Origin of the sequence: Streptomyces sp. NPDC007983 (genome assembly GCF_042958345.1) — a bacterium.
Taxonomy (GTDB): domain Bacteria; phylum Actinomycetota; class Actinomycetes; order Streptomycetales; family Streptomycetaceae; genus Streptomyces.
Window position 1 is genome coordinate 1 of the sequence record NZ_JBIBJI010000032.1, and the last position, 25,915, is coordinate 25,915.

23 protein-coding genes and 3 pseudogenes are annotated in these 25,915 nt (G+C 64.7%); 12 read left to right on the forward strand and 14 right to left on the reverse strand.

Annotation, left to right across the window (positions count from 1 at the left end; genetic code table 11):
- Positions 1-570: 570 nt before the first annotated feature.
- Entirely contained in the window at positions 571-807 is a 237-nt protein-coding gene (locus ACFZCY_RS42540) for a DUF397 domain-containing protein (protein WP_391186541.1), read from the forward strand.
- 88 nt (positions 808-895) lie between these two features.
- On the forward strand, positions 896-1,846 hold the full coding sequence (locus ACFZCY_RS42545; RefSeq protein ID WP_391186544.1) for a Scr1 family TA system antitoxin-like transcriptional regulator: 951 nt from the start codon (positions 896-898) through the stop codon (positions 1,844-1,846).
- A 6-nt stretch (positions 1,847-1,852) separates the two neighbouring features.
- Here the strand turns inward: ACFZCY_RS42545 and ACFZCY_RS42550 are convergent, their stop codons facing one another.
- The 3 genes from ACFZCY_RS42550 to ACFZCY_RS42560 all read right to left on the reverse strand — a co-directional run bounded on the left by ACFZCY_RS42550 (position 1,853) and on the right by ACFZCY_RS42560 (position 3,813).
- Positions 1,853-2,641 (reverse strand): SAM-dependent methyltransferase, encoded by a 789-nt coding sequence (locus ACFZCY_RS42550; protein WP_391186683.1) that lies wholly within the window; start codon positions 2,639-2,641, stop codon positions 1,853-1,855.
- Positions 2,642-2,859: 218 nt separating this feature from the next.
- On the reverse strand, positions 2,860-3,348 hold the full coding sequence (locus ACFZCY_RS42555; RefSeq protein WP_391186547.1) for a hypothetical protein: 489 nt from the start codon (positions 3,346-3,348) through the stop codon (positions 2,860-2,862).
- A 201-nt stretch (positions 3,349-3,549) separates the two neighbouring features.
- On the reverse strand, positions 3,550-3,813 hold the full coding sequence (locus ACFZCY_RS42560) for a hypothetical protein (protein WP_391186550.1): 264 nt from the start codon (positions 3,811-3,813) through the stop codon (positions 3,550-3,552).
- Between the two features lie 665 nt (positions 3,814-4,478).
- Here ACFZCY_RS42560 and ACFZCY_RS42565 point away from each other — a divergent pair.
- Positions 4,479-5,192: a hypothetical protein gene (locus tag ACFZCY_RS42565; RefSeq protein ID WP_391186553.1), complete on the forward strand. Its 714-nt coding sequence runs from the start codon at positions 4,479-4,481 to the stop codon at positions 5,190-5,192.
- Positions 5,193-5,288: 96 nt separating this feature from the next.
- Here the strand turns inward: ACFZCY_RS42565 and ACFZCY_RS42570 are convergent, their stop codons facing one another.
- On the reverse strand, positions 5,289-5,447 hold the full coding sequence (locus tag ACFZCY_RS42570; RefSeq protein ID WP_391186556.1) for a hypothetical protein: 159 nt from the start codon (positions 5,445-5,447) through the stop codon (positions 5,289-5,291).
- 127 nt (positions 5,448-5,574) lie between these two features.
- Here ACFZCY_RS42570 and ACFZCY_RS42575 point away from each other — a divergent pair, with 127 nt between their 5' ends.
- The 3 genes from ACFZCY_RS42575 (at position 5,575) to ACFZCY_RS42585 (ending at position 8,656) form a co-directional block, all read left to right on the forward strand.
- Positions 5,575-7,170, forward strand: a complete 1,596-nt coding sequence (locus tag ACFZCY_RS42575) for an ISL3 family transposase (RefSeq protein WP_391186559.1) — start codon at positions 5,575-5,577, stop codon at positions 7,168-7,170.
- 189 nt (positions 7,171-7,359) lie between these two features.
- A complete protein-coding gene (locus tag ACFZCY_RS42580) occupies positions 7,360-7,920 on the forward strand; it encodes a hypothetical protein (RefSeq protein ID WP_391186562.1) in 561 nt (186 codons plus the stop codon).
- A 199-nt stretch (positions 7,921-8,119) separates the two neighbouring features.
- Complete coding sequence (locus tag ACFZCY_RS42585) at positions 8,120-8,656, forward strand: histidine phosphatase family protein (RefSeq protein WP_391186565.1); 537 nt, start codon at positions 8,120-8,122, stop codon at positions 8,654-8,656.
- Between the two features lie 127 nt (positions 8,657-8,783).
- Here ACFZCY_RS42585 and ACFZCY_RS42590 read toward each other — a convergent pair whose 3' ends face one another.
- Positions 8,784-9,374, reverse strand: coding sequence for a hypothetical protein (locus ACFZCY_RS42590; protein WP_391186568.1), 591 nt, complete (start codon positions 9,372-9,374; stop codon positions 8,784-8,786).
- A 173-nt stretch (positions 9,375-9,547) separates the two neighbouring features.
- Between ACFZCY_RS42590 and ACFZCY_RS42595 the strand changes: the two are divergent.
- From ACFZCY_RS42595 to ACFZCY_RS42605, 3 genes and pseudogenes are all read left to right on the forward strand, one after another.
- Positions 9,548-10,990, forward strand: a pseudogene (locus ACFZCY_RS42595) (NF041680 family putative transposase).
- A gap of 649 nt (positions 10,991-11,639) precedes the next feature.
- Complete coding sequence (locus ACFZCY_RS42600) at positions 11,640-12,134, forward strand: hypothetical protein (protein ID WP_391186571.1); 495 nt, start codon at positions 11,640-11,642, stop codon at positions 12,132-12,134.
- A 64-nt stretch (positions 12,135-12,198) separates the two neighbouring features.
- Positions 12,199-13,161, forward strand: a complete 963-nt coding sequence (locus ACFZCY_RS42605; protein ID WP_391186574.1) for a hypothetical protein — start codon at positions 12,199-12,201, stop codon at positions 13,159-13,161.
- Positions 13,162-13,248: 87 nt separating this feature from the next.
- On the opposite strand, the gene ACFZCY_RS42610 is transcribed toward ACFZCY_RS42605, so the two are convergent.
- Positions 13,249-14,526: an IS701 family transposase gene (locus ACFZCY_RS42610; RefSeq protein ID WP_391186577.1), complete on the reverse strand. Its 1,278-nt coding sequence runs from the start codon at positions 14,524-14,526 to the stop codon at positions 13,249-13,251.
- Positions 14,527-14,725: 199 nt separating this feature from the next.
- Between ACFZCY_RS42610 and ACFZCY_RS42615 the strand changes: the two genes are divergently transcribed.
- A complete protein-coding gene (locus tag ACFZCY_RS42615; RefSeq protein ID WP_391186580.1) occupies positions 14,726-15,256 on the forward strand; it encodes a hypothetical protein in 531 nt (176 codons plus the stop codon).
- A gap of 15 nt (positions 15,257-15,271) precedes the next feature.
- Here the strand turns inward: ACFZCY_RS42615 and ACFZCY_RS42620 are convergent, their stop codons facing one another.
- From ACFZCY_RS42620 to ACFZCY_RS42635, 4 genes are all read right to left on the reverse strand, one after another.
- Positions 15,272-16,525 carry an MFS transporter gene (locus ACFZCY_RS42620; RefSeq protein WP_391186583.1) on the reverse strand — a complete coding sequence of 418 codons (1,254 nt, stop codon included), beginning with the start codon at positions 16,523-16,525 and terminating at the stop codon, positions 15,272-15,274.
- Positions 16,526-16,920: 395 nt separating this feature from the next.
- Positions 16,921-17,661, reverse strand: coding sequence for a methyltransferase domain-containing protein (locus ACFZCY_RS42625; RefSeq protein ID WP_391186586.1), 741 nt, complete (start codon positions 17,659-17,661; stop codon positions 16,921-16,923).
- Positions 17,662-17,694: 33 nt separating this feature from the next.
- On the reverse strand, positions 17,695-18,294 hold the full coding sequence (locus ACFZCY_RS42630) for a DUF5825 family protein (RefSeq protein WP_391186591.1): 600 nt from the start codon (positions 18,292-18,294) through the stop codon (positions 17,695-17,697).
- A gap of 52 nt (positions 18,295-18,346) precedes the next feature.
- Complete coding sequence (locus ACFZCY_RS42635) at positions 18,347-20,206, reverse strand: RiPP maturation radical SAM C-methyltransferase (protein ID WP_391186686.1); 1,860 nt, start codon at positions 20,204-20,206, stop codon at positions 18,347-18,349.
- 745 nt (positions 20,207-20,951) lie between these two features.
- On the opposite strand from ACFZCY_RS42635, the gene ACFZCY_RS42640 reads away from it, so the two are divergent.
- The gene (locus ACFZCY_RS42640) at positions 20,952-21,050 is read left to right on the forward strand and encodes a hypothetical protein (protein ID WP_391186689.1); all 99 of its coding nucleotides are present in this window, start codon (positions 20,952-20,954) and stop codon (positions 21,048-21,050) included.
- A gap of 729 nt (positions 21,051-21,779) precedes the next feature.
- On the opposite strand, the pseudogene ACFZCY_RS42645 reads toward ACFZCY_RS42640, so the two are convergent.
- Together ACFZCY_RS42645 and ACFZCY_RS42650 are read right to left on the reverse strand one after the other, a co-directional pair.
- Positions 21,780-22,074, reverse strand: a pseudogene (locus ACFZCY_RS42645) (DDE endonuclease); the annotation flags it as partial.
- Positions 22,057-22,302: pseudogene (locus ACFZCY_RS42650) on the reverse strand (acyl-CoA desaturase); the annotation flags it as partial. The pseudogenes ACFZCY_RS42645 and ACFZCY_RS42650, both read right to left, overlap by 18 nt.
- 458 nt (positions 22,303-22,760) lie before the next feature.
- On the opposite strand from ACFZCY_RS42650, the gene ACFZCY_RS42655 reads away from it, so the two are divergent.
- Entirely contained in the window at positions 22,761-23,054 is a 294-nt protein-coding gene (locus ACFZCY_RS42655; RefSeq protein WP_391186594.1) for a hypothetical protein, read from the forward strand.
- On the opposite strand, the gene ACFZCY_RS42660 is transcribed toward ACFZCY_RS42655, so the two are convergent.
- Positions 23,017-23,910, reverse strand: coding sequence for an LLM class flavin-dependent oxidoreductase (locus ACFZCY_RS42660; RefSeq protein WP_391186597.1), 894 nt, complete (start codon positions 23,908-23,910; stop codon positions 23,017-23,019). The genes ACFZCY_RS42655 and ACFZCY_RS42660 overlap by 38 nt on opposite strands.
- A 517-nt stretch (positions 23,911-24,427) precedes the next feature.
- On the reverse strand, positions 24,428-25,711 hold the full coding sequence (locus ACFZCY_RS42665; protein ID WP_391186600.1) for an MFS transporter: 1,284 nt from the start codon (positions 25,709-25,711) through the stop codon (positions 24,428-24,430).
- Between the last annotated feature and the right edge of the window lie 204 nt (positions 25,712-25,915).

Sequence of the window (25,915 nt, forward strand, 5' to 3'; positions counted from 1 at the left end):
GAGGTCAGACAGCGCTTGGCAGCGCCGCGGTTGCGGGTCCGCGTCAGTGACGAGCGTGTGGAAGTTGGGCAGGTCGTCCGGCCGGGACCTGATACCAACGCGGATAGCAGCATCGCAGCCCTGTCGCGGCTCCGCGGACGGATTACGCGCGAACGGTACTGGAGGGCGCAATCGTCCGCGATTCGCAGCACCAGTCCCTGCGTCCATCAGCACAGTCTGGCGGCGACGCAGCAAGGGTGCCGAGCCGAGCTGGGCGAATTCTCCGTTGGTTGCGGCGCCCCATGGAATCGCCACACAACACCACCCTCCGCCACCGGTTCACCTCCAGCCATTCTCTGCCTCTAATCAAGATCAATCCCTTATTGTTTGTCATATAAACAGATTTCAAGCCTGGCGAGAGCGCCCATTCGAGGGACACCGCAAGGAGATCGACACCACTAGGCTTCCGATACAAGTTTCACCGTCCCGTGAAAATTTCAGAGGCGGCTGCGAGCGGGGCTGTGGGGAAGCGGGAAGTGATCGGCGCCGGTGAGGATCGGTACTGGTCAGACACGAAGGACAGGTGCGAACATGATCACGGTCATCAACGGCACACCGGGCAGTCAGATCATCGGCGCGCGATGGACGAAGGCGTCGGCGAGCGATGCAATCGGTGATTGCGTCGAGCTTGCACGCGTGAATGAAACCGAAGTCGCGGTACGAAACTCACGTTTCCCCGACGGTCCTGCTCTGGTATTCACCCGCTCCGAGTTCGTTGCCTTCCTCGACGGCGCGAACCGAGGGGAGTTCAACGCCATGACTGTCTAAAAAGCGTCGGCCACAGGTTGCCCGTGAGGCAGATAGCTGTTCATTCTTGGCGCGGGTGGGAAAGTCCCGCCCGCGCGAGGAGTGCCACATGTCGGGTCAGATCCTGGCCTTGGTCGGACGGCAGGGAGAGCCACCACCGGCCACACCAAAAGCAGCGGAGAAGCTCATCGGTGCCCTGCTGCAGCATCTGCGCCAGGAGCGCGGGATGAACCAGGACGAGGTCGTGCGGTCCGTTTCGGGGTTCGGGTCCGTGCCCAAGCTCAGCCGCTACGAGAACGCCACCGGCACGCTCAAGGCGGACCACGTCTTCGCGCTGCTCCACTTCTACGAGGCGCCGGAGGACTGCGTCAGGGAAGCGGAGATGCTCCTGCAGTGGCCGCATGAGCAGACATGGTGGTCTGCCTTCGCGGACGTCGCGACCCCCGAGCTCATGTCCCTGTACGCCCTGGAGTCCACATCGAAGGTGGTCCAGGTATACCAGGAGAACTATGTCCCCGGGATGCTCCAGACCGCAGGCTACGCCCGCGCGTTGATGACAGACTTCGCCCGGGCGCAAGTCGACCCCGAGACACGGCGCAGTTACCTCGCGGCCATCGAACGCCGCTTGGAGGTGCGGCTTCGCCGACAGCATCTGCTCGACCACCCCACCGCTCCCATGTACAGGGCCGTCATCGCGGAATCCGTGCTGGACAAGGAGCTGGGCGGCGTGCTGGTCATGCGGGAGCAGCTGCGCCACTTGTTCACCGTCGCGGAGAACAAGCCGAACGTGCACCTGCGGATCCTGCCCAGGTCGGCCATGCGGCAGGGCTCCCCGCTGCACCCCGCCATCACCCTGTGCAAGCCACACGAAGGGACCGCTGGCCGATTGATCTACCTGGAGGACAAGAACGTCGGCGGTCAGCTCCTCACCAACACCGCGCAGATCGAGACCTTCATGGCGTCGATGGACCACTGGTGGCGACATGCCCTGTCGAAGACGGAGACCATGGGTCGGCTCCAGTACTACATCGACCGACTGGCCGACGAGACCCCGCAGTAGCCTCCGTCACCTGATGCGGGCGACCCCGCCGTACTCGATCCACTCCTCCCTCCGCCGCAGCGGAGGGAGATCGCTGTCCGGCAGCCAGCGCGAGACCTCGACCGGTTCGGGGGTTTCCAGAAGGTCGAGGCCCTCGAAGAACCGGTTGACCTCGCTGATCGAGCGGACCGTCCCCCAGGAGTTGTCGGTGATCTCCTGCATGAAATCGGTGATGTTGCGGCGGAGTTCCTGGTCGTCGCTGGTCAGCTGCGAGATCACCAGGTAACTGCCGCGCGGTAGCTGCTGGCAGACTCGGCGGACCAGCTCCCAGGGGTCGTCATCGTCGCGGATGCAGTGGAGAACGGAGACAAACAGCGCTGCGACCGGCTGGTCGTCGCGCAGCAGTCGTCGTACCGCGGGGCTCTCGAAGATCTTTGTGGTGTGGCGGATGTCGGCGTTGAGGACGGCGGTAGTCCTCGGGTCCTCGGCCAGCATCATTTCCCCGTGAGCGAGGACTACGGGGTCGTTGTCGATGTAGACGACTTCGCTGGTGGGATCGATGTCCTGGGCGACCTGATGCACGTTGGGCCGTGTCGGAAGTCCTGACCCGTGGTCGAGGAATCTGCGCACACCCTGTTCCCGGGCGAGATAGCGCACGGCCCTCACGAGAAATTGCCGGTTGACCAGCGCTAATTTGCGAGAGCTGGGAGCGATGCGGAGTAATTTCTCGCATGCTTCCCGGTCAGACTGATAATTGTCTGTGCCGCCCAGAAGGTGGTCGTACATCCTGGCAACACTTGGCCTGCTGACATCAATGATGGTCGGCTCCCCACACTCTCGGAAGGCATGCGTCCCCCCTGAGACGCTGCCGGTACCCGAAGGCAGAGGTCCCATGCTAGAAGGACGCGCTGAGGCAGGGCTACCCGCACCCGCCGATGTGGCACCTATTTTGATGGCCTTTCAGCCGTCGAGTTGACCTTTCACGCTCCGGCGCACACCAGACGCCTCATCAGGGAATACGACGCAGGCATATTTCAAGCCGCTCGGGTGGTGCGCAGTTCTCGCAGAGCCCGGTGACGCAGCAGCTCGAAGTCGGCTTCGGACAGGCCCATCGCATAGCCGGCCTGGAGGGGAGACAGGCCGAGTTTGTAGCGCAGGACCAGGGCGTCGGCTTCATCGCGGCCGAGGAGGTGGTGAAGTTCCTGCAACGACGCGGTTCGGTGCTTCGAGGCTCTACGGGAGAGCAGGTCCCAGGCATGTGCGGCTGGTGAGGAGCTGCGAAGTGCTCTCTCCCACTGCTTGCCCAGATCGTGCAGGGCGGCCCGGGCGATGCCCATACCTCCGTGGGTGGAACCCGCGGCGGCGGTGCCGAAGCGTCGGTAGACCGTCCAGTGGTCGCAGCAGAAGACGGTGTAGGAGGCCGGGAGCCGTTGGGTGGCCGATGGGCCGGTCCATGCGGCGAAGTGCCGGTCGTCCAGTTCTGTTTCAGCGCACAGCCCCGGCGGGCTGGAGCGCATCAGCATGACGTTTCACCTCACAGGGGTGCAGGGCAAGACGGAGCGGAGCCCGGCCAGCAAGTGAGACATCGCGGTGGGCTAAGGGATTCGCCGTCGGCTGTCAGGACACGCCGAGGGGATGCAAGGCCAGGCCGCTTGGCCGTGGTGGCGGCGGTGCCGCCCTCGCCCACAAGGCGGGCGAGGGCTTCTTCACGCAGGCCCGCGTCGTCAGACGGTACGGCGGATCTTCAGGTAGGTGACACAGCTGCGGTCGGACACGGAGGCGGCCGTCATGCCCACCAGCACTTCCACCGGGAAGGGTTCCTTACGGACGGCCGCTGCCGCGAGGACGCCGATCAAGAGCAGAGAGCTGAAACGCAACGTGATCATCAAGACGCTCGAACTGGCGGTTTGCAGGAAGCCCGACAGCGGAATGTTAATCTCTGGCGCTGCCGGAAGGACGCTTGCGAGCTTCCGGCGGACGTGCTGCATCAATTTTCGCGCTCCTCGGTGCGTAGTTGAGATGGCACGAGGGAGGGTCCCGAGTTGGTTGGCATCGCCTCGGGACCCTTTTCCGTGCCCAGTCGGACGCTAGTCGCATTACCCACTTGCGGCAGACCCCTGATCCACATGAAAACGGAGCCGGGCACTCCCGATAGAGCCATAACGCACAGCTGGCGTTGACCACTTCTCGACCCAACAGACCACGCTCGAACAATGGACGAACCACCTCCGGCAATAGCGGTCGGAGATGGTCAGGCGGGTCTGAAAATCCCCCGCGCATCACCCGGGTCCCGCCACTCTTTCGGGTGAATGGGCACCCTCGGCCACTTCAAGTCCTGCAAATAGCGGATCGACCATCAGAGATCGTGTTCCGCCCCCGGGCAGCCCTCTCTGGGGCCGCACCCGGTGAGGACGAGTAGCGCCCGGCGGGCGGGGGCTGAACTGCTCCGGCCTGCGTCACGTACGACTCGCCCGCACGCTACGGGGGTCGCGCAGGCGGAGCCGCTGTGCCGTCATCCGGTGGGCAGTCCCTGGAGCCGCTGGCGCAGGGGGACGCGGGCGGGCCGGTGAAGCCGCCGAGGACGGTAAAGGCGTCCGTGCGGTGGCGGAAAAGCGTTCGACGGGCCGGGACAGATCCGTCATGCTGCGCACTCGTGACGACGCCGAAGCAACTCCTGGTCCGGGCCGCCGCCCGCAACAACGCCGAGTGGTGCGCAGCGATGAGCCGATCGCACGGTGTGACGGGCGAGTTCGGAACACAAGCCTGGACCGCTCCGGCTCGCACGCCGCTCTATTACCCCGACGCGGTGACGCTGGTGCCGGGCGCCGACCGGGCCGCGCTGGTGGCCCGGATCGATACCGCCGCACCCGGCGCCTGTGTCAAGGACAGCTTCGCCGACCTCGACCTGACAGCAGCCGGCTTCCAGGTGCTGTTCGAGGCGCAGTGGATCCACCGCCCGGCGAGTCCGCCCGCTGCCGCGTCGGATCTTGCCTGGACCGTGGCAGGCGACCCGGACACGCTGCGCGCCTGGGCGCTCGCCTGGGACAACGGGGGCGGCAACGCGGACCTCTTCCGGGCCGGACTGCTCCACGACCCAGCCACCTCTCTGCTCGCCGGACGGTACGACGATGGCCGAGTCGTGGCCGGAGCGGTGGCGAGCCGCAGTGACCACGTGGTCGGGATCTCCAATGTCTTCGCGCTGGATGGCGGCCCTGACGTGGCCTGGCCGGTGGTACTGGACGCGGTGAACCGGCTATTCCCCACCCTGCCGGTGGTCGGCTACGAACAGGGCGACGACCTAGTGGTCGCGATCCGCCATGGCTTCGCCCCCGTGGGCACGCTGCGGATCTGGCTGCACGGCTCGTAGACGGAGCGGCTCCGGGGCCCCATCCCCTTCACGATCCTCATGGGGAAATACGACTGCGGGGCGGCTGTGCGGTCGTGTCAGTATCGGCCCTGCTGGTCAGCTCCGGCGTTCGGGTGGAGGGGGCAAGGGACGGCGGGCCTGGACGAGCGTGCAGGACAGCGGGGTGTCGCCCTCGGGATCGGTGAGGACATCGACCCGGTCGGCGACGAGGCCGTGCTCGGTGAGGAGGTCCGTCCAGAGGCTGAGGGTGAGCACCCACATCCCGACAGACAGCGGCTCGGTGCGGTGATGGGGCTCTTTGATTGTGGCTCTGTCCGCAGTTCCGTGAATCCCCAGGTCAGGGGCTGGAACGGGGGATCGTTTCAGCAGGGTCTTCCCCGCCATGGCGAGCAAGACGGTCGAGGACGTGCTGTTTCCCGGGATCGATGTGCGAGTGGAGCGCGTCAGCGACTCCTCCGGCGGCCTGGTGGTGGAGGCGATGTCCACCGGTCGCCCGGGCCGCTGCCCGGACTGCCGGAAGCAGGCGCAACGCGTGCACAGCTCGTACCAACGCACCCTGGATGAGCGGCCGTTGGGCTCCCGCCGGGTCGTGGTCCGGTTCCGGGTACGCCGGTACTTCTGCGACCGCAGGAGCTGTTCCCGCAGAACGTTCGCCGAGCAGGTCGGCGGGCTGACCGAACGGCACCGCCGCTCCAGCGTCGGACTGACGGGCTGGCTGCGGTCGATCGCGGTCGAGCTGGGTGGCCGTCCGGCCGCACGGCTGTGCCACCGTCTGCGGCTGGCCGCGGGCCGGACCCGCCTGCTGCGGCTGCTGAAGGCGCCGGCGGTGCCGGACCGTGCCCCGCGGGTGCTGGGGGTGGACGAGTTCGCCTTCCGTAAGGGCTGCACCTACGGCACCGTGCTGGTCGACGTCGAAGCCGGCCGGGTCGTGGACGTGCTGCCCGACCGCACCTCGGAGACCTTCGCGGCCTGGCTGGGCGAGCATCCCGGTGCCGAGATCATCTGCCGTGACCGGGCCACCGCCTACACCAAGGCGGTCAAGGAGTCCGCCCCGGACGCCCTCGAAGTTGCCGATCGCTGGCATTTGCTTCAGAACCTGTCCGCCGCGGTGGAGAAGACCTGCCACCAGCACCGCAACTGCCTGCGTAAACACACCGAGCAGGAGACGGAAACGGAGGTGCCGGAGCCGCCACCGATGCTGTTACCGCCCGTCGAGCTGCCCCGCACCCAGATCATCGAGCGGACCCGCCACCGCTACGAGGATGTTCACCAGCTGCTGGAGAAGGGCTGGACGATCAGCGCCATCGCCCGGCGGCTGAACCTCGATCGCAAGACCGTGCGCCGCTTCCGCGACACCGACCTCGACCAGATGCTGGTCTCCGCCCGCGACCGACGGCCCAACGGCGTCCTGGAACCCTTCAAGTCCTACCTCAACGCCCGCTTCACGCAGGCCCAGGGCCAGGTCAGCGGCACCCGACTCTTCCTGGAGATCCGTGAACGCGGCTACCTCGGCAGCCGCCAGGTCGTCCGCAAGCACCTCGCCGCCCTGCGTGCGGGAACCGCCGAACCGGTCCGGGCCGACATCCCCAGCCCGCGGAAGATCACGTCGTGGATCATGCGTCCGCGTGACACGCTCACCGAGAGCCAGGAGGAGCGGCTGCTTCAGGTCCGGCTCGCCTGCCCAGACATCACCCGGGCCTGCGACCTCGCCCGCGCGTTCGCCGATCTGGTGCGTCACCAGCGCGGACACCTGCTCCAGCAGTGGATCCGCCAGGCCGAGCAGGACGCTCCCAAGCCGATGAGCGGATTCGCCGGCTTCCTCCGCCGGGACCTCGACGCCGTCACCGCCGGCCTCACTCTCCCCTGGAGTTCCGGAGTCGTCGAAGGACACGTAAATCGGGTGAAAACACTCAAGCGCGCTATGTACGGCCGGGCCTCGTTCGAACTCCTCCGGACCCGAATCCTCACCCAGCCATGACCTTCACGGAAACTGCGGACAGAGCCTTGATTGTCGCCAGTGATGCTCTTCCCGTCATTTCTTTGCGCCCCTGAAGCATCTGAGGATGATGATGAGCAAGAGCGCGAGAACGAGGGTCAGTTGCCCTGTCGGTTGACGTGACGGTGACCTGTTGTTGGCTCCGCCGCGACACGCTGTGATGCTGTCCTCATGATGGACAAAACTGGTGGGGTTCAGGGCCAGTCGGTTCGCCCAGGAAAGTACGCACGCGTCGAGCGGGAGAGACGGTTCCTACTGGCCGAACCGCCAGAACCGTCCTCAGTGACGGTCACCCGTGTGATTACCGATCGGTATCTGGTGGGAACACGTCTGCGGCTGCGGCGTGCCGATTTCCCAGGTGGCGACCGCGAGCTCAAGCTCACCCAGAAAGTACCGATCCCTCGTCCCGGCGGTATTCAGGGCCTGATCACGAATACCTACTTGTCGCCGGCCGAGTACGACTTGCTCGCCTCGCTGCCAGCCGTGGTGCTGTCCAAGACGCGTTTCAGCGTGCCTCCCCTGGGCGTGGATGTCTTCGATGGGCCCCTGCAGGGCCTGGTCCTGGCGGAGGCCGAGTTCACCACCGACGAAGAGGCGCAGTCCTTTGTCCCCCCGCCAGAGTGCGTGGCAGAGGTGACCGACGACATCCGTTTCACCGGAGGGCGACTTGTCGAGGCCTCCCGCCAAGACGTGCTCGGGTGGCTGGCCGAGTACGGGATCCACCCAGAGTGACCTCCAGAGACGGCGCTCTCCACCCGCGGCCCGGTGGCCAACTATCGCTCCTCAGCAGGGCCAACTACCAATGCTTGGAAGCTCACTTGGAAGGCTCAAGGCCGTCTGGGCCACCTATCGGTCTTCGTCACAGTTGAGGGTTGTCCGCTCTGGGAGAAGCAGGGGCAGGAGCCTCGGGATATGGCTTTAGCCTGGCGTCATGTCGTTGGAGATCGTGTTCGAGACGCACTCGTGGAGCCAGGACAACGACCGCGGGATCGCCACTGGGTGGTTGCCTGGACGGCTTTCCGAACGGGGTAAGGGCTTGGCCGTGGAGCTGGGTGAGCGGCGCCGGAAGGACGGCATCAGTGCCGTGTTCACCTCGGATCTGGCGCGTGCGGTCGAGACGGCGTCTCTGGCGTTCGAGGGCACTGATATTCCGGTGCTGCATGATTGGCGGCTGCGGGAATGTGACTACGGTGACGGGAACGGCATGCCTGCTGCTGAGTTGCATCGCAGCCGGGCCCAGCGCATCGACCAGCCCTATCCGGGTGGTGAGAGCTGGCGGCAGGCGGTTGACCGCGTGGGCCGCTTCCTGGCAGATCTGCCCGTGCGCTGGTCGGACACCCGGATCCTGGTCATCGGACACGTCGCCACTCGGTGGGGGCTCGACCACCTCATTGACGGCAAGCCGTTGGAAGAACTGGTGGAGGCCGATTTCGGCTGGCGTGAGGGGTGGGAGTACCGGCTTGGCTGACCGATGGGTAGACAACCCTCGCGGAGCCCGCCGACCGTCGGGTCGGCGGGCTCCGCGAGGGTTGGTCACGGTTAGTTGACGTTGTTGAGCTGGTGAGCGATGCCGCGGCTGTTGACGTGAATGCGCGTCATGGGGTGCGTCGCAGCTGGATGATGTCTGGGCCGCGGGAGGGCATGGTCGGCCTGGCGGCCTCCGGGGTGGCCAGCAGGGCGACGATGGTGATGGGCTGCTGGCAGTGCGGGCAGTTGCGTGTCGCGGTCGGCTCCAGCGGGTCCCGCTCTGGCGTGACGTGGCGGGTTCCCGAGCGGGATGTTGGTTTGGGCGGTGGCGGGAGGTCGGGCAGCGCGGGAGGCGGCGGCATCGGTGCCTCGCCGAGGCGGCGGGCCCGGTCGGCGTCCCGGGCCTGACCGCGGAGGCGGTCGGCGTCCCTGCGGCAGGTGGGTGAGCAGTAGAGCTGCCGGACGGTTTTCGGAGCCTGGAAGGCGCCCTCGCAGATGGGGCAGGTACGTGTTTCCAGGGCGTCCTTGCTGGTGCGGGCCGCAAGGCGGCACTGAGGCGAGCAGAAGATCCTTTTCGGGCTCACATCGGTGGTGAACTCTTCCTTGCAGGTGGGGCAGGTCCGCTGGACGGGATGGTGCTGGCGGTTGGCCTCCCTGCATGTGGGTGAGCAGTAGACTTGGCGACTGGCGGAGTTGGTCACGGCGAACTCGGTACTCATTCTGCCCCCTGTCCCAGCAGGGGGCTTTTTGCTTAGCTTGTTCTTTTTCTTCCGGCCTCGAATGGCGTGTCGAACTGAGTCGCTCAGCTGGGGGTTCGCCGGACGTGGGAGCGGCCTTCGTCTGATCATGTGCTCCGACCAAGGTGCACGTGACCACGACGAAGGCCGTGAGGGTGAGTCTGCTGCCTGATGCTGTCCGGAGGGAAGCTTTCGCGGAAGCGTCACGCTTCCGGGGTGAGTTCTACGAGTATCTGACCACGCGGCGCGACGAGTTGTTCGAGCTGCTGGACGCGGTGCTGTGTGCGGACGGTGCGGTGAAGTCCCCCGTGGACTTGACGCTGGTGCCCGAGCATCGTCGTGGGGCATGGAGCGATGTACGGCGGCTTGAACCACGGCCGGATCGACGTTGGCCGGCTACGGACGGTGCTGGCCGGCCTGCCGCTGCCGCGTTTCGACGGCGGGCGTCTGGTCCTGGCGGTTGATGTGTCACCGTGGCTTCGGTCGGACGCGCCGTGTTCGGCGGAGCGCCTGTTCTGCCACGTCTACGGCCGCGCCAAGACGGCATCGCAGTTCATTCCGGGCTGGCCCTACTCCTTCGTGGCCCTGCTGGAGCCGGGCGCCACGTCCTGGACCGCGATCCTGGACGCGGTCCGGCTGGGCCCGGCGGACGACGCGACCGCGATCACCGCCCCCAGCTCCGAGGAGTCGTTGAACGGCTCATCGCCGCAGGCCAGTGGCAGGCTGGCGATCCGAACATCCTGATCGTGAGCGATGCGGGCTACGACGTCACCCGCCTGGCCTGGGTCCTGCGCGACCTGCCGGTCGAACTGGTCGGCCGCGTCCGCTCCGACCGCGTCATGCGCCTGCCGAAACCACCACGGATGCGCGGCGTCAACGGCCGGCCACCCAAGCACGGCCCGGAATTCCGCTTCACCAAGCCGGAGACCTGGCCCGAGCCCGCGATCACCACGGTCACGGACACGACCAACTACGGCAAGGCCGAGACCCAGGCGTGGGACCGGGTCCACCCAAGGCTCACCCACCGCTCCTCCTGGCTCGACCACGACGGTGAACTGCCTCTGGTCGAGGGGACGTTGATGCGGTTGAAGGTCGAGCATCTGTCGAAGGACCGGGAAGCAGCGCCGGTGTGGTTATGGTCCTCCAAGACCGATGCCACCCCGGACGACGTAGACCGCTTCTGGCAGGCATTTCTCCGCCGCTTCGATCTGGAGCACACCTTCCGGTTCGCGAAGCAGACCCTGGGCTGGACCACTCCGAAACTCCGTACTCCCGAGGCGGCGAACCGCTGGACATGGATCCTGATTGTCGCTCACGCCCAGCTCCGGCTCGCCCGCCCGCTCGCCGCGGACCTCCGTCGGCCCTGGGAGAAACCCACCGTCCCCGACCGGCTCACCCCGGCCCGGGTCCGCCGAGGGTTCAGGAACATCCGCGCTCACCTCGCCTGCCCGGCCCGTGTTCCCAAACCGCGAGGAGCCGGCCCCGGACGGCCGCCCGGCGCCAAGAACAAACACCGGGCACCCCGCTACGACGTCGGCAAGACCGTCAAACGCCCCGAGACCCTCAAGGCCATCGGCAAGCCCGGAAGATCTTGGTAGATAAAGAACAAGCTTAGCGCCGCGCTGGCCCGAGAGGGTCGCCGAGCTCTTGGAGGAGCCGCACCCCGCGCCCGCGTGACGCCTGGGCCGTGGTGTCGTTGAAGAGCGTGACTCCAAACGCCGGGCCCGGGGATGCCTTCTCCCCCGGGGCCCGTGGCGTGTCCGGCGGCCAGTCTTCCCCGGCCGCCGGCCCGAGCACCACTGCGTCGCCCCGGCCGGGGCCCCACGGTCGGCCGGCTGCCCGCTGAACGAACCAAGCAGGCCCAGCGGCCACGGAGCCAGGGTGCACCGCCCGGTCACGGTCGGTGCCGTGGTGGCTTCTTCCAAAAGCACCTCCGCCCGGGTCGAGCAGCCGTCGCGTTCGGAGTCGACCCAATGGTTGAACAGATCCCGGTCGTAGCCAGTATGGTCCTGCGCAGCCACCGGCAGGGCGGCGACAGCGGCGCGCAGAGGAAGACTGATCTCCTCGGCTTGGGCGGGGGTGGCGATGGTGAGTGCGGCGGCGGCCAGAAAGGCGGCGAGCCCCGCACGACGTGCGAGCTTCATGCCCTGCTCAGAGCTTCCGCAGAACCTAGGGACCAGAAACAGCCTCTGAACCCCGGTCGAACTCGCGTGTGAAGCCCTCAGCTGCCTGGGCACGGTAGACGGCATGGGGAGCGTTGACGAACGGGAAGAGGCCCTGGCGCTCGCCGCGCAGGCCCATGACGTGGCGTGGGCAGCGGACGGCACGCCCTGGCAGCGGACCTTACGCGCGATCAGCGGCGGCAAATGGGGCCGACAGCCGACCGGCTGGACCGTGATCAGGCTGAATGCACCCTGGCAGGACACTCCTTCCTCGGAACGGCCCGGCTGGAGGGAGCGCGCCGCGAATCTCGCCGACGATGTCGCTTTCGCCGTCGACTACACCATTTGCGGCCGCTGCGGGCTCGGGTGGGTCGAGTGGCCCTACACCGCGGAGCAGTTCCAGCGGTGCGGGCTGGCCACTGCGGGGCTGAAGGCGCTGCGCCTCGAGCACCCCGGCCTGTCCTGGCACACCCTGGGCGGCCACTCCCAGGACTCCCGGGCCTTCTGGACAGCCGTGGGCACGGACGTGCTGGGGCGCTATCGGCAGCGCGAGACCTGCCCGCATGTGCCCGAGGGGTGAGTTGCCCGAAGCGGGGCAGTCGGCCGTTGCCCGGTATGTCGGTGCGGGCCAGTAGCCTCGGGGGATGGGAGATGCGGTGAAGCCCGAAACGCTGCGTTCCGCGATAGCCAGCGCCGTTGCCGAGTTGGAGTCGTACGAGGTCTCGGGCGAATGCGTACGTCTGGGGCTTGCTCCAAGGGAAGAGGACGAGGCATTCGGGAGCAAGTACCGCTATGTCATGAGGCGGCTGCGGCCGCTGGCGGTGTCAGAGCTGACCGCAGTCGCTCGCAAGGTTCTCGACGAGTACGAAGCGCCGGAGCTGGAGCAGGTCCTCGCTTCCTTGGGCATGACCGGCGTCGACGGAGAGTTCAAGAACCTGATCTTTGCCGCTAACGGCCCCAAGCCTGAGATCGTTCTGCGCGACGCGGTCAACAACCGCCTCGACATCGTCCGCAACGCCCAGTACTGCCTGACGTACGCCCGGCCCCTCGTCGCCGACGGCCTGTCATGGGCGGAGCTCGTCAGCTGGTGGCAGCAGACGAACCCCGCCGTGGCAGGTGACCAGGAGGCCGCCTCCAGGACGCTGTGCGCACGGCTCGCGGAATCGCTCGCCTCCCCGCCAGAAGAAGTCCTGTTCCGCACGTACGCGGCCCTGTACTTTCGGGAGCGAGGGCTGGCCCTGCCCGCCCTGATCCCCCAGGTGTATCTCCACTACGACCCCTACACCGCGAAGGCCCGGCCCGCGTCTGGCCCTTTGGCCAGGCAGCGAATGGACTTCCTCCTGCTGCTGCCCAACAGGGTCCGGGTGGTCCTGGAGATCGACGGCCAACAGCACTACTCGATCAACGGCAAGGCGAGGCCCGAGCTGTATGCCCAGATGGTCTCGGAAGACCGGCAGCTGAAGCTCTCCGGATACGAGGTCTACCGCTTCGGGGGCCACGAGCTCGCCCCTGCTGTCGGCCCTCGAGTAGTCGCTGGCTTCTTCCGAGAACTCTTCGGGCGTTACGACATACCGCTGCCACCCACCGCGCCAGCATCCAGCAGCTAGTAGTGCTCCGTTAGGTCTGTCTTGATCTTGGTGTGGTCCTGCTGGGCAGAGGTTGGTGGCAGGTGGTGCAGATGCCGGTCCAGCAGTTCAGCAGGTCCTGGAGGGTGTCGAGGATCTGGTAGAGGGTGAGTCCGCTGTGTCGGCTTTTGGGGCCAGTCGCTGTTCGGTGAGGAAGGCGTGGGCGGCGGTGACCAGGGTGACGTGGTGGTGCCAGCCGTTCCAGGAGCGGCCTTCGAAGTGGTCCAGGCCCAGGCCGTGCTTGAGTTCGCGGTAGTCGTGCTCGATGCGCCAGCGGATCTTTGCCAGGCGGACCAGGTCGGCGATCGGGGTGTCGTCGGGCAGGTCGGACAGCCAGAACCGGGTCGGTTCGTCTTCACCGTCGGGCCATTCGGCCAGCAGTCGCACCTGGGGTAGGACGCCGTCCCACCGGCCGTGCTCGGCCACCGCGGCTGCCTGGGCCAGCCGACGCGAGCGGACCCCGGCCGGCCGAACCCGTACTGCGAGGAAACGGGAGGTCATCGCGCCGCGGGAGCCTTCCCGCCAGGTCACCTGGCTGAAGGCTTCCCGTCCGGCGCCCGCGGCCAGGTCCGCCACCGTCACCGGTGGCTGCCGGTAGCGGGGCTGGGGCCTGCGGCCGTTGCCGGACCAGGCGGGGGCCGTGGGGACCGCGTCGTGCGGCTGGACGGTGATATCGCCGCGGATGCCGACCACGTATGCGCGTCCCCGCTCGGCCAGGCCGGCACGGAAGTCTGCGTTCTGTCCGTAGCCGGCATCCGCCACCACGACGGGTGGCATCAGTCCCCATCCGGCCAGTTCATCGAGGGCGTCCAGTGCCAGCCGCCACTTCTCCCGGTGCCCGGCGTCCTTGGGAACGCGGGTCCGTCGGCGCCGGAGGGCGTCATCCGCCCATTCCCTGGGCAGGAACAGCCGCCAGTTCAGTGGGCACGAGGCCGCATCGGAGACCGCGTGCACGCTGACCGCGACCTGGCAGTTGGCCTGCTTGCCCAGCGCACCGCAGTACTGGTGAGCGACACCGACCGACATCCGGCCGTCCTTGGGGAACGACACGTCATCGACCGCCCAGGCGTCCGGACCGATCCGCGGCACCAGCCGCTCGGCGATCCGCCGCCGCACCGGCACCGGATCCCATGTGGACTGGTTCACAAACTGCTGCAGATTCTGCTCATTGCCGTCCGGCAGACGCTCCGCCATCGGCTGGATCGACTTGCGGCGGCCGTCCGTCATCAGTCCGCGCAGATAGCAGTCGCTCTTGGCTCGCTGGTCCTTGCGCGGCACCGAGGCGAACACATCCACCACGAATAAAGCCAACGTCGCCCGAACACGATTCACGTCATGTGCGTCCACACAGTCCTCCTGCCCCTGAACACGGCAGGCAGACAGACCTAACGGAGCCCTACTAGCCACTCGTTTGGTGATGGCCTGTGAATTGGCGGCGTGACTCCTTACCGTAAGCCCCAGATGCACCGCATCATTCGCGACGGACGCTCACGTGGCCTGGCCACCGACAGCGCCACATCACGGGAGGGCGCACGAGGAACCAGCCATGAGTTCACATGCCCGAAAGAACCAAGCACGCCAGTACCGCGACCAGCACAAGGTCGCCTACACGGCAGGACTGCAGCAGATCCGCGACTGCCTTCCCCCGGCCCAAGGCGCGACGAAAGCCGCCCCGGGGCCGAGCTGGACAGCCGACACCGTGCCCCAGGAGCTGCTGACGGCGGTCGAGCAGCACTGCCGCTGGACATCGAACCACCTCCACCGGGCGGTACAGGCAGGCCGCGAGTACGGCGAAAGCCTGCGCGAGTGGCAGCGTCTGGTGTCGTACGCCCTCACCGACGCTCACGCCCACAACCAGCTGCTCATCGGCACCATCACCGCTTTCCTCCAGCAGCAGGGCGTCGAAGACGGCAAATTTTGGCCGGAGGGGATCGGTGGCTGCGGCAACGCGACGCTTGCACCGCCCAACGGCGAGCCGTTCGGCTTGGTCAGTGGGCAAGGCCAGGCCGCGATGGATGAAGAAGTCTGTCCTGCAGGCAACACCCATACCGAACGCAACGTGAGCGGGGCAGGGTGAGCCGCCAACCATGCCTCAGTTCGTGAGGGATGGGGATGGCGCGGGCTGGGACTTGACGGTCAGTGCGCGAATCTCGTGGTTGGTGACCGCCATCGCTGTCGCCACCAAGACAAGAGCAGCCATTATGAACAGGCTGGGCCGGATGCCGAAATGTTCGGTGGCGAAACCGGCCCCGATCTCGCCCATGGGCAGCGCCAGGAACGATCCCAGCGCGTCGTAGGAGTACACCCGCGCCAGTTTGTCCTCCGGGATGTTCTCCTGAAGCGTCAGCTCCCACGCCACCCCGAACTGTTCTATCGCCATCCCGTTGAGGAACATGGCGATGAAGAGCAACACGATGTGTGGTTCTCCCGCGAGGACGGCAAGGGGGACCGCGTTGACCGCCGTCACTGCAACGCCGAAGAACAGCGCCCGGCGCATTCGGGAACGGGCGGCGATCACGCCGCCGATCAGCGCTCCGAGGGTCTGTGCGGCGAGGACGAGGCCCCACAGGGAACGGCCGAAGTCGGCGTCGGCGACCAGCGGCCCCAGCACTTGGATTCCTCCGGCTACGGCGGCGTTGACCAGCGTGTATTGGAGTACCACGACCCACACCCAGGAGCGTGCGATGAACTCGGCCCAGCCGTCGCGCAGGTCCTGCCAGGGATTGGCACCCTTGCCGCCCTGACGCGCCCTAGCCGGAAGCGTGAGCCGAGAGAAACATATCGAGGCGCCCAGGAAGGTGATCGCGTTGCCGGATAGCGCCCACCCGGGCCCGGCCCAGGCGACCACCACGCCGCCCAGTGAGGCCCCGAGGATCAGACCCAGGTTGATCCCCATCCGCATCACGGCGTTTGCCGGACGCAGCTCTGCGGTCGGCACGGTCTGCGGCGTCAAGGCGGCCGACGTCGGCAGGGATACCGCGGAGACAGCTCCATTGGCCACGCTCAACACCACGAGCAGGGGGATCGACAGCAGATCCAGGTGCGCACAGATTGCGATCGCCCCCTGCAACGCGCAAGCCGCCAGCGCCGAACCCTGGATTGCCAGGCGGTATCCAAAACGATCGGCGAGGACACCGCCGAAAAGCAAAAGCACGACGTTGGCGATGGATCGTGCGCCTACGACCAGGCCCAGGGCAGCCGGGGAATGGGCCAAGTCGAGCACAGTGAACGCCAGAACGACGGGCGCCATGGCGTTCGCAAAGTACATTAAAAGACGCCCCGTGGCCAGACGGCGGAAATTGGCCTGCTGGAGTGGGATGAGGAGCCAGCTTCCAGTCGCCTTCACCGGCTGGTACCTCCTTGTCCGGGTCACCCTGGCCGACGACAGTGCAGTCACCCACTGGACGGCAGTGCCCACGTCGTGCACAGCTAATGTCCGGTACTCCTCAGCCCTCCCCCGCAGCCATGACGTTCTCGGACAATCGGCCGCAGATGTCAACGCGACCGACTGAAGATCGATTATTGAAAATCTTTTGTTGCTTTTGTTACCGGCGGTTCGTTAAATCCGACGGCAAATGTGCCGCTACATCAGCACCAGGGCAGACCACCCCCTGACAGCGTGAACCATGCACTACAAGCGCGCAGCTAGCTCAGACGACAGAATGCGCCGCACCACCAGCGGAGCCTGCTGGTAGTCTGCTCACCGCTGCACACGGCCCAAACAGCAAGGGCCCGCATCGGTCATGGATTGACAGCCAACCAGACCTGGCGCATGCTCGCCTCATTCAGCAACGTCCCCTCGAAGTCACCCCAAGCTCCTTCCACGTACCAGCCCGCACGCCCCAATTCAATGGCGAACTGATGTGGGGGAATGTAAGCGCGACGCGGTCCGCGATAGTGCACCTTTCGCTCGACGACCCCAGAAGACACATATTCTATCGAACCAGTGACTTCGAATATCCAGCGCTCGAAGTCAATAATTTTCTCTGCGTAGTAGAAGGCGTGCGATTCCGTCCACACGGGATTGAAAACCCGCAAGTGACGCTCCCGTCGCTGACGCTCCGTCATGACATGAGAATCAAAGAGAAGTCGCCCACCTTTGACCGTGTTCCTTCGGATATTACGAAACGCCTGTACGCGCGCCTGAGAGTCAAGCACGTGATTGAACGTATTGAGGGGCGCATAAGAGAATGGCACGGGATCTGGAAGGCTATAGTCGCCAATGTCAGCTGTCAGTAGTTGCACAGACGGGTTGACACGCTTCCTGCACCGTTCAAGGGACTCCGGTGAGAGATCGACTCCCCACTCCGGGTGAGTCCGGCACGCCATCCGTCCATACCCTACCCCCAGCTCCAAAGCCGGCCTGCCGTACTTTTCTATTGCAGTCCGGTAAAAATCCTCGTCCCCGTAATTCTGCAGCGAAGACCAGAGTTCATCAAACTCGGCCCACTCATCGAAACTCTGGGCGATGGAGTAGCTCACGACAAACCTCCAGAAAGAATCGGCGGCCCAAAATCAGATGGCTTCAGCCGGAACAGGCCAATGACGCAAACGAGGCGGGAGAGTCACAACCCAGTCTCCCGATACCAGCATCACCCTCTCTTCTTCGAGCAGCTCAACTGCTTCCCGTTCCGCAGAACCGAAAGCCCCCCACGGCATCGGTTCAAGACAACGCACAAATACGGCCAGAAGATCCGGATGCTCGAGAGTGTAGCGGTTTGTCTCTCCAGGAGTTCTGCAGTCTTTCACCGTTATGAAGCCCGGCCCCTGTCGATAGTAGAAGAGCCCATAAGCGTGCCTTTCCCGCCAGCCTGCCAGGTCATCTAATTCCACTCCGTCCGACCCTGACAAGGCCGCGGGAAGGTGCCATAGTAAACGGAAATCAACCTGCGTGCGGTTCTCGGCCACGGCGATCCAGTTGACCTGCAACGCATGGCTCTGGCACTCACGCAAAAATCTCACCGCTTCCGCGGTTTCCCGTCCATTACCGGTCATATTTAGCGTCTCAGAGACGCGAATCTGAAAGCCATCGCGGGCATACGATATGCCGGGCGGTAGAATGGGGGGCGGGAGAGCGGGAGAAGTCACAGCGGGAAATCCGAGCCGACTCGTCATGGGGCCTTCTCTTTCTCGGTGGGGGTTGCTGTGCGATCTCTTCGAATGGGATTTACGTATATCCCTCGCCCCGCACTGGAGCCCCTCGGGTCGGCAGTGCTACGTATGTGTCACCATCCAGGAACACCAAGCCCCGACTATAGATCCACTGAACCCAGCCCCCGAGCGCTTCCAAGCCAACTCCGCACCCCTCCGCTTCAAGCAAGTGATGTAGCGCAGAAACTGTGCGACCATACTCAAGGTGACGGAAAGCCACCGCCTTCCAGCCTACGAACTGGTAACTGCGCTGGGGCCAACCGATGCGACGGTCATGCACCAACAGCGCGTTGACCGATTCATCCGTCTCTGCTTCCTCTACAAGAAGCCGAGAACCGTGGTAGTCCACCTGCCAGCGCTGGACCGCGGCGATCAGCTTCTTCTCCACATCGCCGCCGATTCCGGCCGAGGAAGTGTCGAAGAAATAGACGAGGTCCTCGAGCTCCTCTTCGGGGAGCTGGTACACATGCCGGTACATCGCGGCCGGCGACCTTTTCTCGAACGGCACCGGGGGATCGTTAAAATTCCGACTAAACCTCTCCAGCGCAATCCGAATCACATCACCTGGCGGCTGGAGATGCACCAGGGCAGGCATCTGATCAATGACTGGAATATAGTCAGAGGCAGTCTCACCAGGAAATCCATACAGGTAGTTCCAAAAGCAGGAGATGCCGTGGGTCTCGAACTCACGGATCGTACGAATATTACGCGCTCCACTAACGCCCTTATTCATTAGATCAAGCACCCTGCTATCGAGGCTCTCGATGCCAGGCTGTACCAGCACTACGCGCGCGGACGCCAGCATACCGATTTGCTTCGGCGTCAGGTTAGACTTGACCTCGTAGGTGATTCGTAGATCCCACTCACTATCAGCAGCTAGCGGCAGAAATTCCCGAAAATAGGCCATGTCCATGATGTTGTCGACAGTCACCACATCAAGAACACGATGTCGTCGAACTAAGTAGTCAATCTCAGACCAGAGATCTTGACCAGATTTCGCACGGAAGGCCATAGTCGATCCGTTGAGACCACAGAATGTGCACGGGTGTTTCTCGCCCCACCAGCAGCCGCGCGCGCCCTCTACGACCAACTTTGGCTCGTAGTACTCCACCAGTGGCGAAGACCCCAGGATGCCGAACCAGACGTCAAAGTCGGGTCGTGGAATTTTTGTCGGCGGGATCAGGCCCTTCGTCTCGTTGTTGACACGGGAGACATTCCCATCCCACCAGCACAGCCCCGGCACATCCACCGGCAAAGAGCCTCGGTCCAAATGCGATAGCAAATCAGGAAGTGCCTGCTCTGCTTCACCCCGCACCACATAGTCGACAAACGGATGATTACGGTGCAAGGCATGCCCCATTGGGCCGTCGCAGTTCGCGCCACCAAAAATGACTATGAGTCCCGGTCTGCGCCTCTTCAGCTCGCGCGCAAGCGCCAGAGATGCAACGTTCTGCATGAACGTAGTGGTCATCCCAACAACGTCAGGTTCCTCTGCAAGCACCTCATCCGCAGCCTGATCGATGAACGCGGCCGCGTGCGGACGCATGGCGAGGGCCTCACTGATATCAGTTCCACGTTCAGCAGCATATTTCTGCAGATTTTCAGTTCCCCATCCAGATTCCTCGTACAGGACGCTGGAAAAAACCCAATCGCCAAGGCCGTCGAATATGCCATCGCTCCCGACTTTAGAGTACTCAAAAGGGGTCAGTTCCCCCACCGAATGCTCCAGCAAGAACTCTGCCCAGCGCAGACATCCGTGGTATTCTCCGATTACATCCCCAGGCCGCACCCGGTTCAGAAGCGCATGTAGTAGGCCAACTTGGAGCGAAGGCATATCGATTGCTTGCCAGGGCATGGAAACCAGATTAATACGAATTCAGATCACCTCTGCTACCCCATCGACTCTTGGGCAGAAAAGGACGGCCTGACACTGCGTGATGCCAGGCCGCCTACTCGATCTTGAGGTGATCCGGGATCGCCTCAAATCGCAAGTTAGCGCTTGACTGTCGGAGCCTCACTCACTCCAGGAATAACCTGCTTGAGTGTGGTCTTCATCTGTCGGCCGCGCATCGCAATCTTCTTGATTTTCATGCGTTTACCTCCCTCTCACGCCATTGGCTGTAACTACCAATTCCTATGGCGTTGCCCGGGCGGCAGCCGGTGCACGCAGAAGACTGCCGACGCGAACTCCACCTCAGGGGTATCACAATGCTCACACTGCAACTCCTGATGAGTAAAGAGCGCAGCGATGAATGGCCTGTTTTCGACCTGGCATGTATGTACCATGCACCCTCGCAGCCGAAGAGTCCTCGCAGGGCCCTCGGCCACACCGCGCGCATTACCACGGCGGTTCTCCTTGACCCCGGCACTATGTCGAGCCGGTGAGGACTTGAGCCCATTTTTAGCCAACATGAACCCGAATCACCCCAAGCAGTACTACGTGGTGGCGTTTCACCGGCGGGTACGCGGTCCCGATCGCCTCCGACTGCGTCGTATACGCCGCCGACGGGCCCACGTCGCTAGGGTTCCTGCCCTACCGGGACGGCGATCCAGCGAAGTGCGGCGACGGGTTCAACATCCGCAGCCTCACCACGGCGGCGACGCCGTGGTGCGCAGCCAGCATCGGCGCCCTCGCCAGCTCTGGGATGCTGCCCATGGCGCTCATCGGCGCGGTCGCAATCATCGCCACCGAGACGCTCCTTCGACCGTTGAGCCGGTGAGTGAATCCAACATGAGACGCCCGACTTGCAGCGCATCAGCCTGGACCTCAAAGTGACCTCGAGCCGGTGGTGGCCAGCTGCCACCGACGAATACTGACCTTGAATGCGTGATGTCGTCATGGTGGCTGGCGTCGGAAGACCAGTGCCGGTGAGGCAGCCGTCGAGGACGTCGTGGCGGTACTGGAGCTGGCGTAGGCCGCGCAGGCCGGGATCAGCGCAGACCAGGATCGCTTTGAGCTGATTGATGGCCTGCGTGCGCGCGCTGACCGCGGAGTCCTTGACCATCTTGGCCACCCGGAGCTCCTCCACAGTGCCGTCGGTGTACTTGGGACTGGTGCGGGCCCTGCCTCTGCCAGGACCGCCCGAGCTGCCGCTTCGGCGTCGGGTCACGGGGAATGAGCTTGTGGCCAGCAAGGCGCCCAGCGCGGTGAGCACAGCGGCGACGTGCACGCTTTTATGGGTATCGACGCCCAGGACCACTTCAACAGCGGCCGTGCGAGGCGCCTTTAAGGACGGTTGATCCGCGAACGCGGTGGGCATGGGTGCCTCCCCCGGGCCGGTTTTCCCTCTGCTGGCTGCGACGGAGACGGGCGGTCAAGACTGTGACGATGCCGAAGCGAAAGCCCCTATGGGGACACGTCTGTTCGCCGGGGGCCGGCAAGTCCCGTCCGGACCACGGCCGACAGATCAACTCTCTGGACACCAAGGTCAGTCCCAGACCGGGCCAGACCGTGATCCGAACGAGACACCGTCATTCTCACAGTCCCAGATCAGCACGATCGGGCCGCCAAGCTGCTGGTGAGCGGTCTGGACCAGGTCGCGGTAGTTCTTCCAGGAGAAGCTTTTGCGCCCATCGGACCGGGCGTCTGGGCAGGGCCGGTAGATTAGCCGTGAGGCTTCGCCGATCTTGTAGCAGGCAAGGGCGGCCACCGATAAGCGGCGGCGGACGCGAACCACCGGGGGTGTCGCGACGGCGAGACCAGGTGCGGGTGGTCGGCGGCGCCCTCGCGGTGCGGGCGGACAGGACGGCGAGCAACAGCGTCCACCAGGAGTCCCCGACGAGGAAAAACCCTGTCACCACGGCGGCCAGGGCGAGGAGGTTCACGGTGATCATCCACGCGTACCAGCCCCTGCGACGCTCCAGCAGCCCCTGTTCCCTGACCTTCCGCGGCAGGGGAGTGAACTCACTCCCCTGCCGCGCGGTGACGCCGACGGGTGCGGTGGACACAGACGGCGCGGCGGTCTGAGACATGGAGGACTCCGGTCCTGGATCGGCAAGCAACGCTCTGACCTGCTTAAACGTACGGACCAGGGCCATGCGGCGCCATGGCGTCAACACCCCGGCCGCACGGGAGCCAGCCCCCGGGCCCCCGAAGGCGGCCAGCGACCCCTCCACCCCGACCTTGCAGACAACCACCACACCAAAGCACCCGGGTCATGCCGCGCAGGAACCACTCCTGCGGCCCCGCACCATGATCCCCGCTCCATGCCGACCACCGTGCCGGTGGGGTGGGGCACGGTCACGGTGAAGATTTGCCAGCCGGCACCGGCCACGATCGGACCGGAATCCCGATGAGCTTCAACCCACCATGGACTAGAGCCCACACCTGCGGATTCACCGGTTGTTCAACACGTACACCTGGAACGGCACGGCGGTTCCGTCCTCGATGCGCTGGCGAGACCATCGGCTTCGGCTCCAGCGCCGATCGGATGCGCGAGGCCTTCGCCGCGGTCCGCCAGAAGGCGGAGGAACTCCGAGCCACTGGCCAAGCCCAGCGCGGCGACATCCGCGTCGAGCACAGCCCGCTCCGCCGCACCCGCTTCTCGATCCGCTTCGCCAAGCTCAACCACTGCACCATGAACGACGACGATCCTTCCGACACCAAGTGCTTCGAGGACGCCGTCGTCCCCGAAGGACATCGGCATTCCGCTGGACCGATGCCTCAATTTCCTGGTTGGCTTTTCTTCACATTTCGTGCACTATGGGAAGCGCCTCGCCCATGACCTGCCTGAACTTCTCGCGATCGCCGGCGAATATTCCTTCCGCCCTCGGGTAGTGGATGGTGAGATCAGTGAAACCGAGGTCAGCGCATTTCCTGCTGAAGGCAAGGAATGAGGAAAGGGAGTCGGCCGGGTTTTCCCCAACCACGCTGCCGTTGACCATGGTGGCGATATCTGAGAAATCCCTGCCGATCTCCCGGCATTCGTTTTCAAGTGTGGCACGTTGGGCGACTGCCAAGGCGAGCGCCTCGTCCTCGGAGAGTTCACCGAATCGCTTCGAGTCTCCGTTGGTTACCCATATCTGGGCATGCCTGGCCGCTGTTTTTATCCCTTTCTTCCCAGTAGCGGCTACGGCGAACGGGGTTCGTGGACGTTGGACGCATCCGGGGATCATGGGGGCTTCGTTGATCGTGTAGTGCTGGCCAGTGTGATCGGTGGTCTCATTCCGCAGCAACGCGTCCATGATGTCCACGAACTCGCGAAACCTTCTTCCCCGGTCAACAGGAGAGGCCAGGGAGGCTCCTATGATCTGCTCGTCGAGGCCCGGGGCGCCAGCTCCGACGCCGAGGATGAAGCGACCATGAGAGATGTTGTCCAGCGTCATAACGTCCTTGGCCAGCGGGACGGGATGCCTGAAATTCGGCGAGGTGACCAGAGGCCCCAGTTTGATCCTGCGGGTAGCAAGGGCTGCGGCCGTAAGTATGGGGATACTGGAGTACCAAGGACTCCGTTTCAGACTCCGCCACGCCAGATGGTCATACGTCCACGCATGGTCAAACCCGATGCCCTCGACCTCGCTCCATATGGATTGTGCTTCCGGCCATGCATATTCAGGCAGGATGACGACACCGACACGCATATTTCTCTCCAGAGACCGTATCGAGGATTAGGAAAGATTGAAGGTGTCCCTGAACCCGGTCCGCAGTCGTCCGCAGTCGTCCAGTGAAGGGACCTGCGACCAGCCGGGCAAGGACCGATGACAGCGCGTTGAAGGAAAAAGGACAACCGCGCCGCCCGAGACGCTCCACTCAGACAGGGCGATGACCACGAAGCTGGTGAGTGCGACATAGCCAAAGTAGGTCAGTGCCAGGCTCGCCGCCGGCATCACGGCGGTTTGGCGCCAGCGAACTGCCGACCAGCAGGTCCCTTCCGTCTGAAGACTCAGGCTGTTTCCTTAGCGGTGTCCGGAGCATGAATAAGGGCGACAACCGCCAGGGCAGGGCTGCGGCGGCACCTGGGTGCGCCTTGGCTTCTGATGGACGCGGACGCCGCAGCACGAAGGACCCCGGCGGGGCGCCGGAGGTCAACAGAAAATTCCGACGCGTTCCGGCACCGTCACCACCATCTGTCTGCGCTCGCGCGTCGCTCCTGCCATGTCACTGTGAACTCACCTTCTGGGGTTCGGCTCCTCGAGACGAGAGGTGCGGATGCCAGGCAGCCATTGCGGCGAAGCCGACGGCGGCAACGGCTAGTAATAGGCCCGCGCGTACGGTGAACGCTGCCGTGACAAGACCAGAGATCATCACTCCGAGAGGGGCCCCCACTCCTGAAGACAGCATCCGGCGCGTGGTGTTGACCCTGCCTTGCAGTGACTCAGGGGTGACAGTCTGGGCAAACGTCACCGTGTTGACGATGACCATCAGATACACCGTTCCCCAAGCCGCGATGGCAGGCAGAGCGAAACGCCAGTCGGACGTGAGTGCGGTGAGTAGGCCGAGCACCGTGCTGAGCGGGAGCGCCATCCGCATCACCTGCACTGCATGGGCCTTGCGGAGTAGACGCGGGAGCATCAGCGACCCCAGGACGCCGCCGACGCTCCACGCCGTGAACAGTAACCCGACGCGAGGGTCGGACTCCGCGATCCCGAGCCCCTGATCGGCAAAGATCACAAGCTGCCCGATGAACGCCCCGCCCGCGAAGGACTGGAGGCATCCGGAGATGGTCATGATCCTCAACTCAGGCTGGCGCCAAAGGAATCGAACACCTTCCTTAACCGACTCCCGCAGCTGGAGGCGGCCAGTCGCGTTCCAAGAACTCTGTTCTGAATGAGTCAGGGCGCGAATGAGGAGAGCGGAAGCGAGGAACGAGACAGCGTCGAGCGCGATGACTCCTGTGGGGCGCAGGGCGGCAACGAGAACCCCCGCCATCGCGGTTCCGACGATCCGGACAGTGGTCTCGGCTCCCCAGATCGCGCTGTTCGCCTGCGGCAGACGGGCTTGCCCCACGATCGACGGCACTATTCCGTATCCCGCCGCGTCAAAGAAGATGTAGAGACTCGCGGAGACAAATGCTGCGATCACGATGTGAGTAGGCGTCAGGGCGTGAAAGATGGCAGCCAGCGGGATGCTGCCGAGGCACACGGCGTTCAGTACATCGGCTGTCACCATCATGGTGCGGCGGTTCACATGGTCGGCGAGAGCTCCAGCCAGAAGGCCGAAAAACACGTACGGCATAGTCTCGCCAGCCGCTACCAGGGAAACCAGGAGTGGAGATTTCGTCTCGGCGTAGACCAAAACGGGCAGGGCGACGTATGTGACAGCCGAGCCTAAGCCCGACAGCACCCGGGAGAGCCAGAACAGGCGAAAATTTCTGTCCTGGTAAAGCCGTTGGGTAGCCAGCTTCGATTCCTGACTGTTGGCGCCTTGGAGGTCTGAGGTCATGAAAGTTTCTAGGCTGGCCTCACTCGCTCTGTCAAGTGGTTCAGTACGTCGCGAAGGCTGAGAGTAGTCCCCCCCCCGGCCGCAGCCGAGCTGTCAGCTCAGTCGTCACCTAGCGCCGCGTGTCGGTATCGAGGTCTGCTCCGTCAAGAAGCAGATTTCGGCCACTCGCGGCGCGGCAGTGAGGGGCGAATTTAGTGGCCACTT

Excerpts from the sequence above, each read along its gene's own strand:
- ACFZCY_RS42605 (WP_391186574.1), top strand. The coding sequence starts at position 12,199 with ATGGGAGATGCGGTGAAGCCCGAAACGCTGCGTTCCGCGATAGCCAGC.
- ACFZCY_RS42555 (WP_391186547.1), bottom strand. The coding sequence starts at position 3,348 with ATGCTGATGCGCTCCAGCCCGCCGGGGCTGTGCGCTGAAACAGAACTG.
- ACFZCY_RS42540 (WP_391186541.1), top strand. The coding sequence starts at position 571 with ATGATCACGGTCATCAACGGCACACCGGGCAGTCAGATCATCGGCGCG.
- ACFZCY_RS42560 (WP_391186550.1), bottom strand. The coding sequence starts at position 3,813 with ATGCAGCACGTCCGCCGGAAGCTCGCAAGCGTCCTTCCGGCAGCGCCA.
- ACFZCY_RS42575 (WP_391186559.1), top strand. The coding sequence starts at position 5,575 with ATGGCGAGCAAGACGGTCGAGGACGTGCTGTTTCCCGGGATCGATGTG.
- ACFZCY_RS42630 (WP_391186591.1), bottom strand. The coding sequence starts at position 18,294 with ATGACGAGTCGGCTCGGATTTCCCGCTGTGACTTCTCCCGCTCTCCCG.
- ACFZCY_RS42600 (WP_391186571.1), top strand. The coding sequence starts at position 11,640 with ATGGGGAGCGTTGACGAACGGGAAGAGGCCCTGGCGCTCGCCGCGCAG.
- ACFZCY_RS42615 (WP_391186580.1), top strand. The coding sequence starts at position 14,726 with ATGAGTTCACATGCCCGAAAGAACCAAGCACGCCAGTACCGCGACCAG.
- ACFZCY_RS42585 (WP_391186565.1), top strand. The coding sequence starts at position 8,120 with ATGTCGTTGGAGATCGTGTTCGAGACGCACTCGTGGAGCCAGGACAAC.
- ACFZCY_RS42660 (WP_391186597.1), bottom strand. The coding sequence starts at position 23,910 with ATGCGTGTCGGTGTCGTCATCCTGCCTGAATATGCATGGCCGGAAGCA.
- ACFZCY_RS42590 (WP_391186568.1), bottom strand. The coding sequence starts at position 9,374 with ATGAGTACCGAGTTCGCCGTGACCAACTCCGCCAGTCGCCAAGTCTAC.
- ACFZCY_RS42655 (WP_391186594.1), top strand. The coding sequence starts at position 22,761 with ATGCGCGAGGCCTTCGCCGCGGTCCGCCAGAAGGCGGAGGAACTCCGA.
- ACFZCY_RS42580 (WP_391186562.1), top strand. The coding sequence starts at position 7,360 with ATGATGGACAAAACTGGTGGGGTTCAGGGCCAGTCGGTTCGCCCAGGA.
- ACFZCY_RS42665 (WP_391186600.1), bottom strand. The coding sequence starts at position 25,711 with ATGACCTCAGACCTCCAAGGCGCCAACAGTCAGGAATCGAAGCTGGCT.
- ACFZCY_RS42545 (WP_391186544.1), top strand. The coding sequence starts at position 896 with ATGTCGGGTCAGATCCTGGCCTTGGTCGGACGGCAGGGAGAGCCACCA.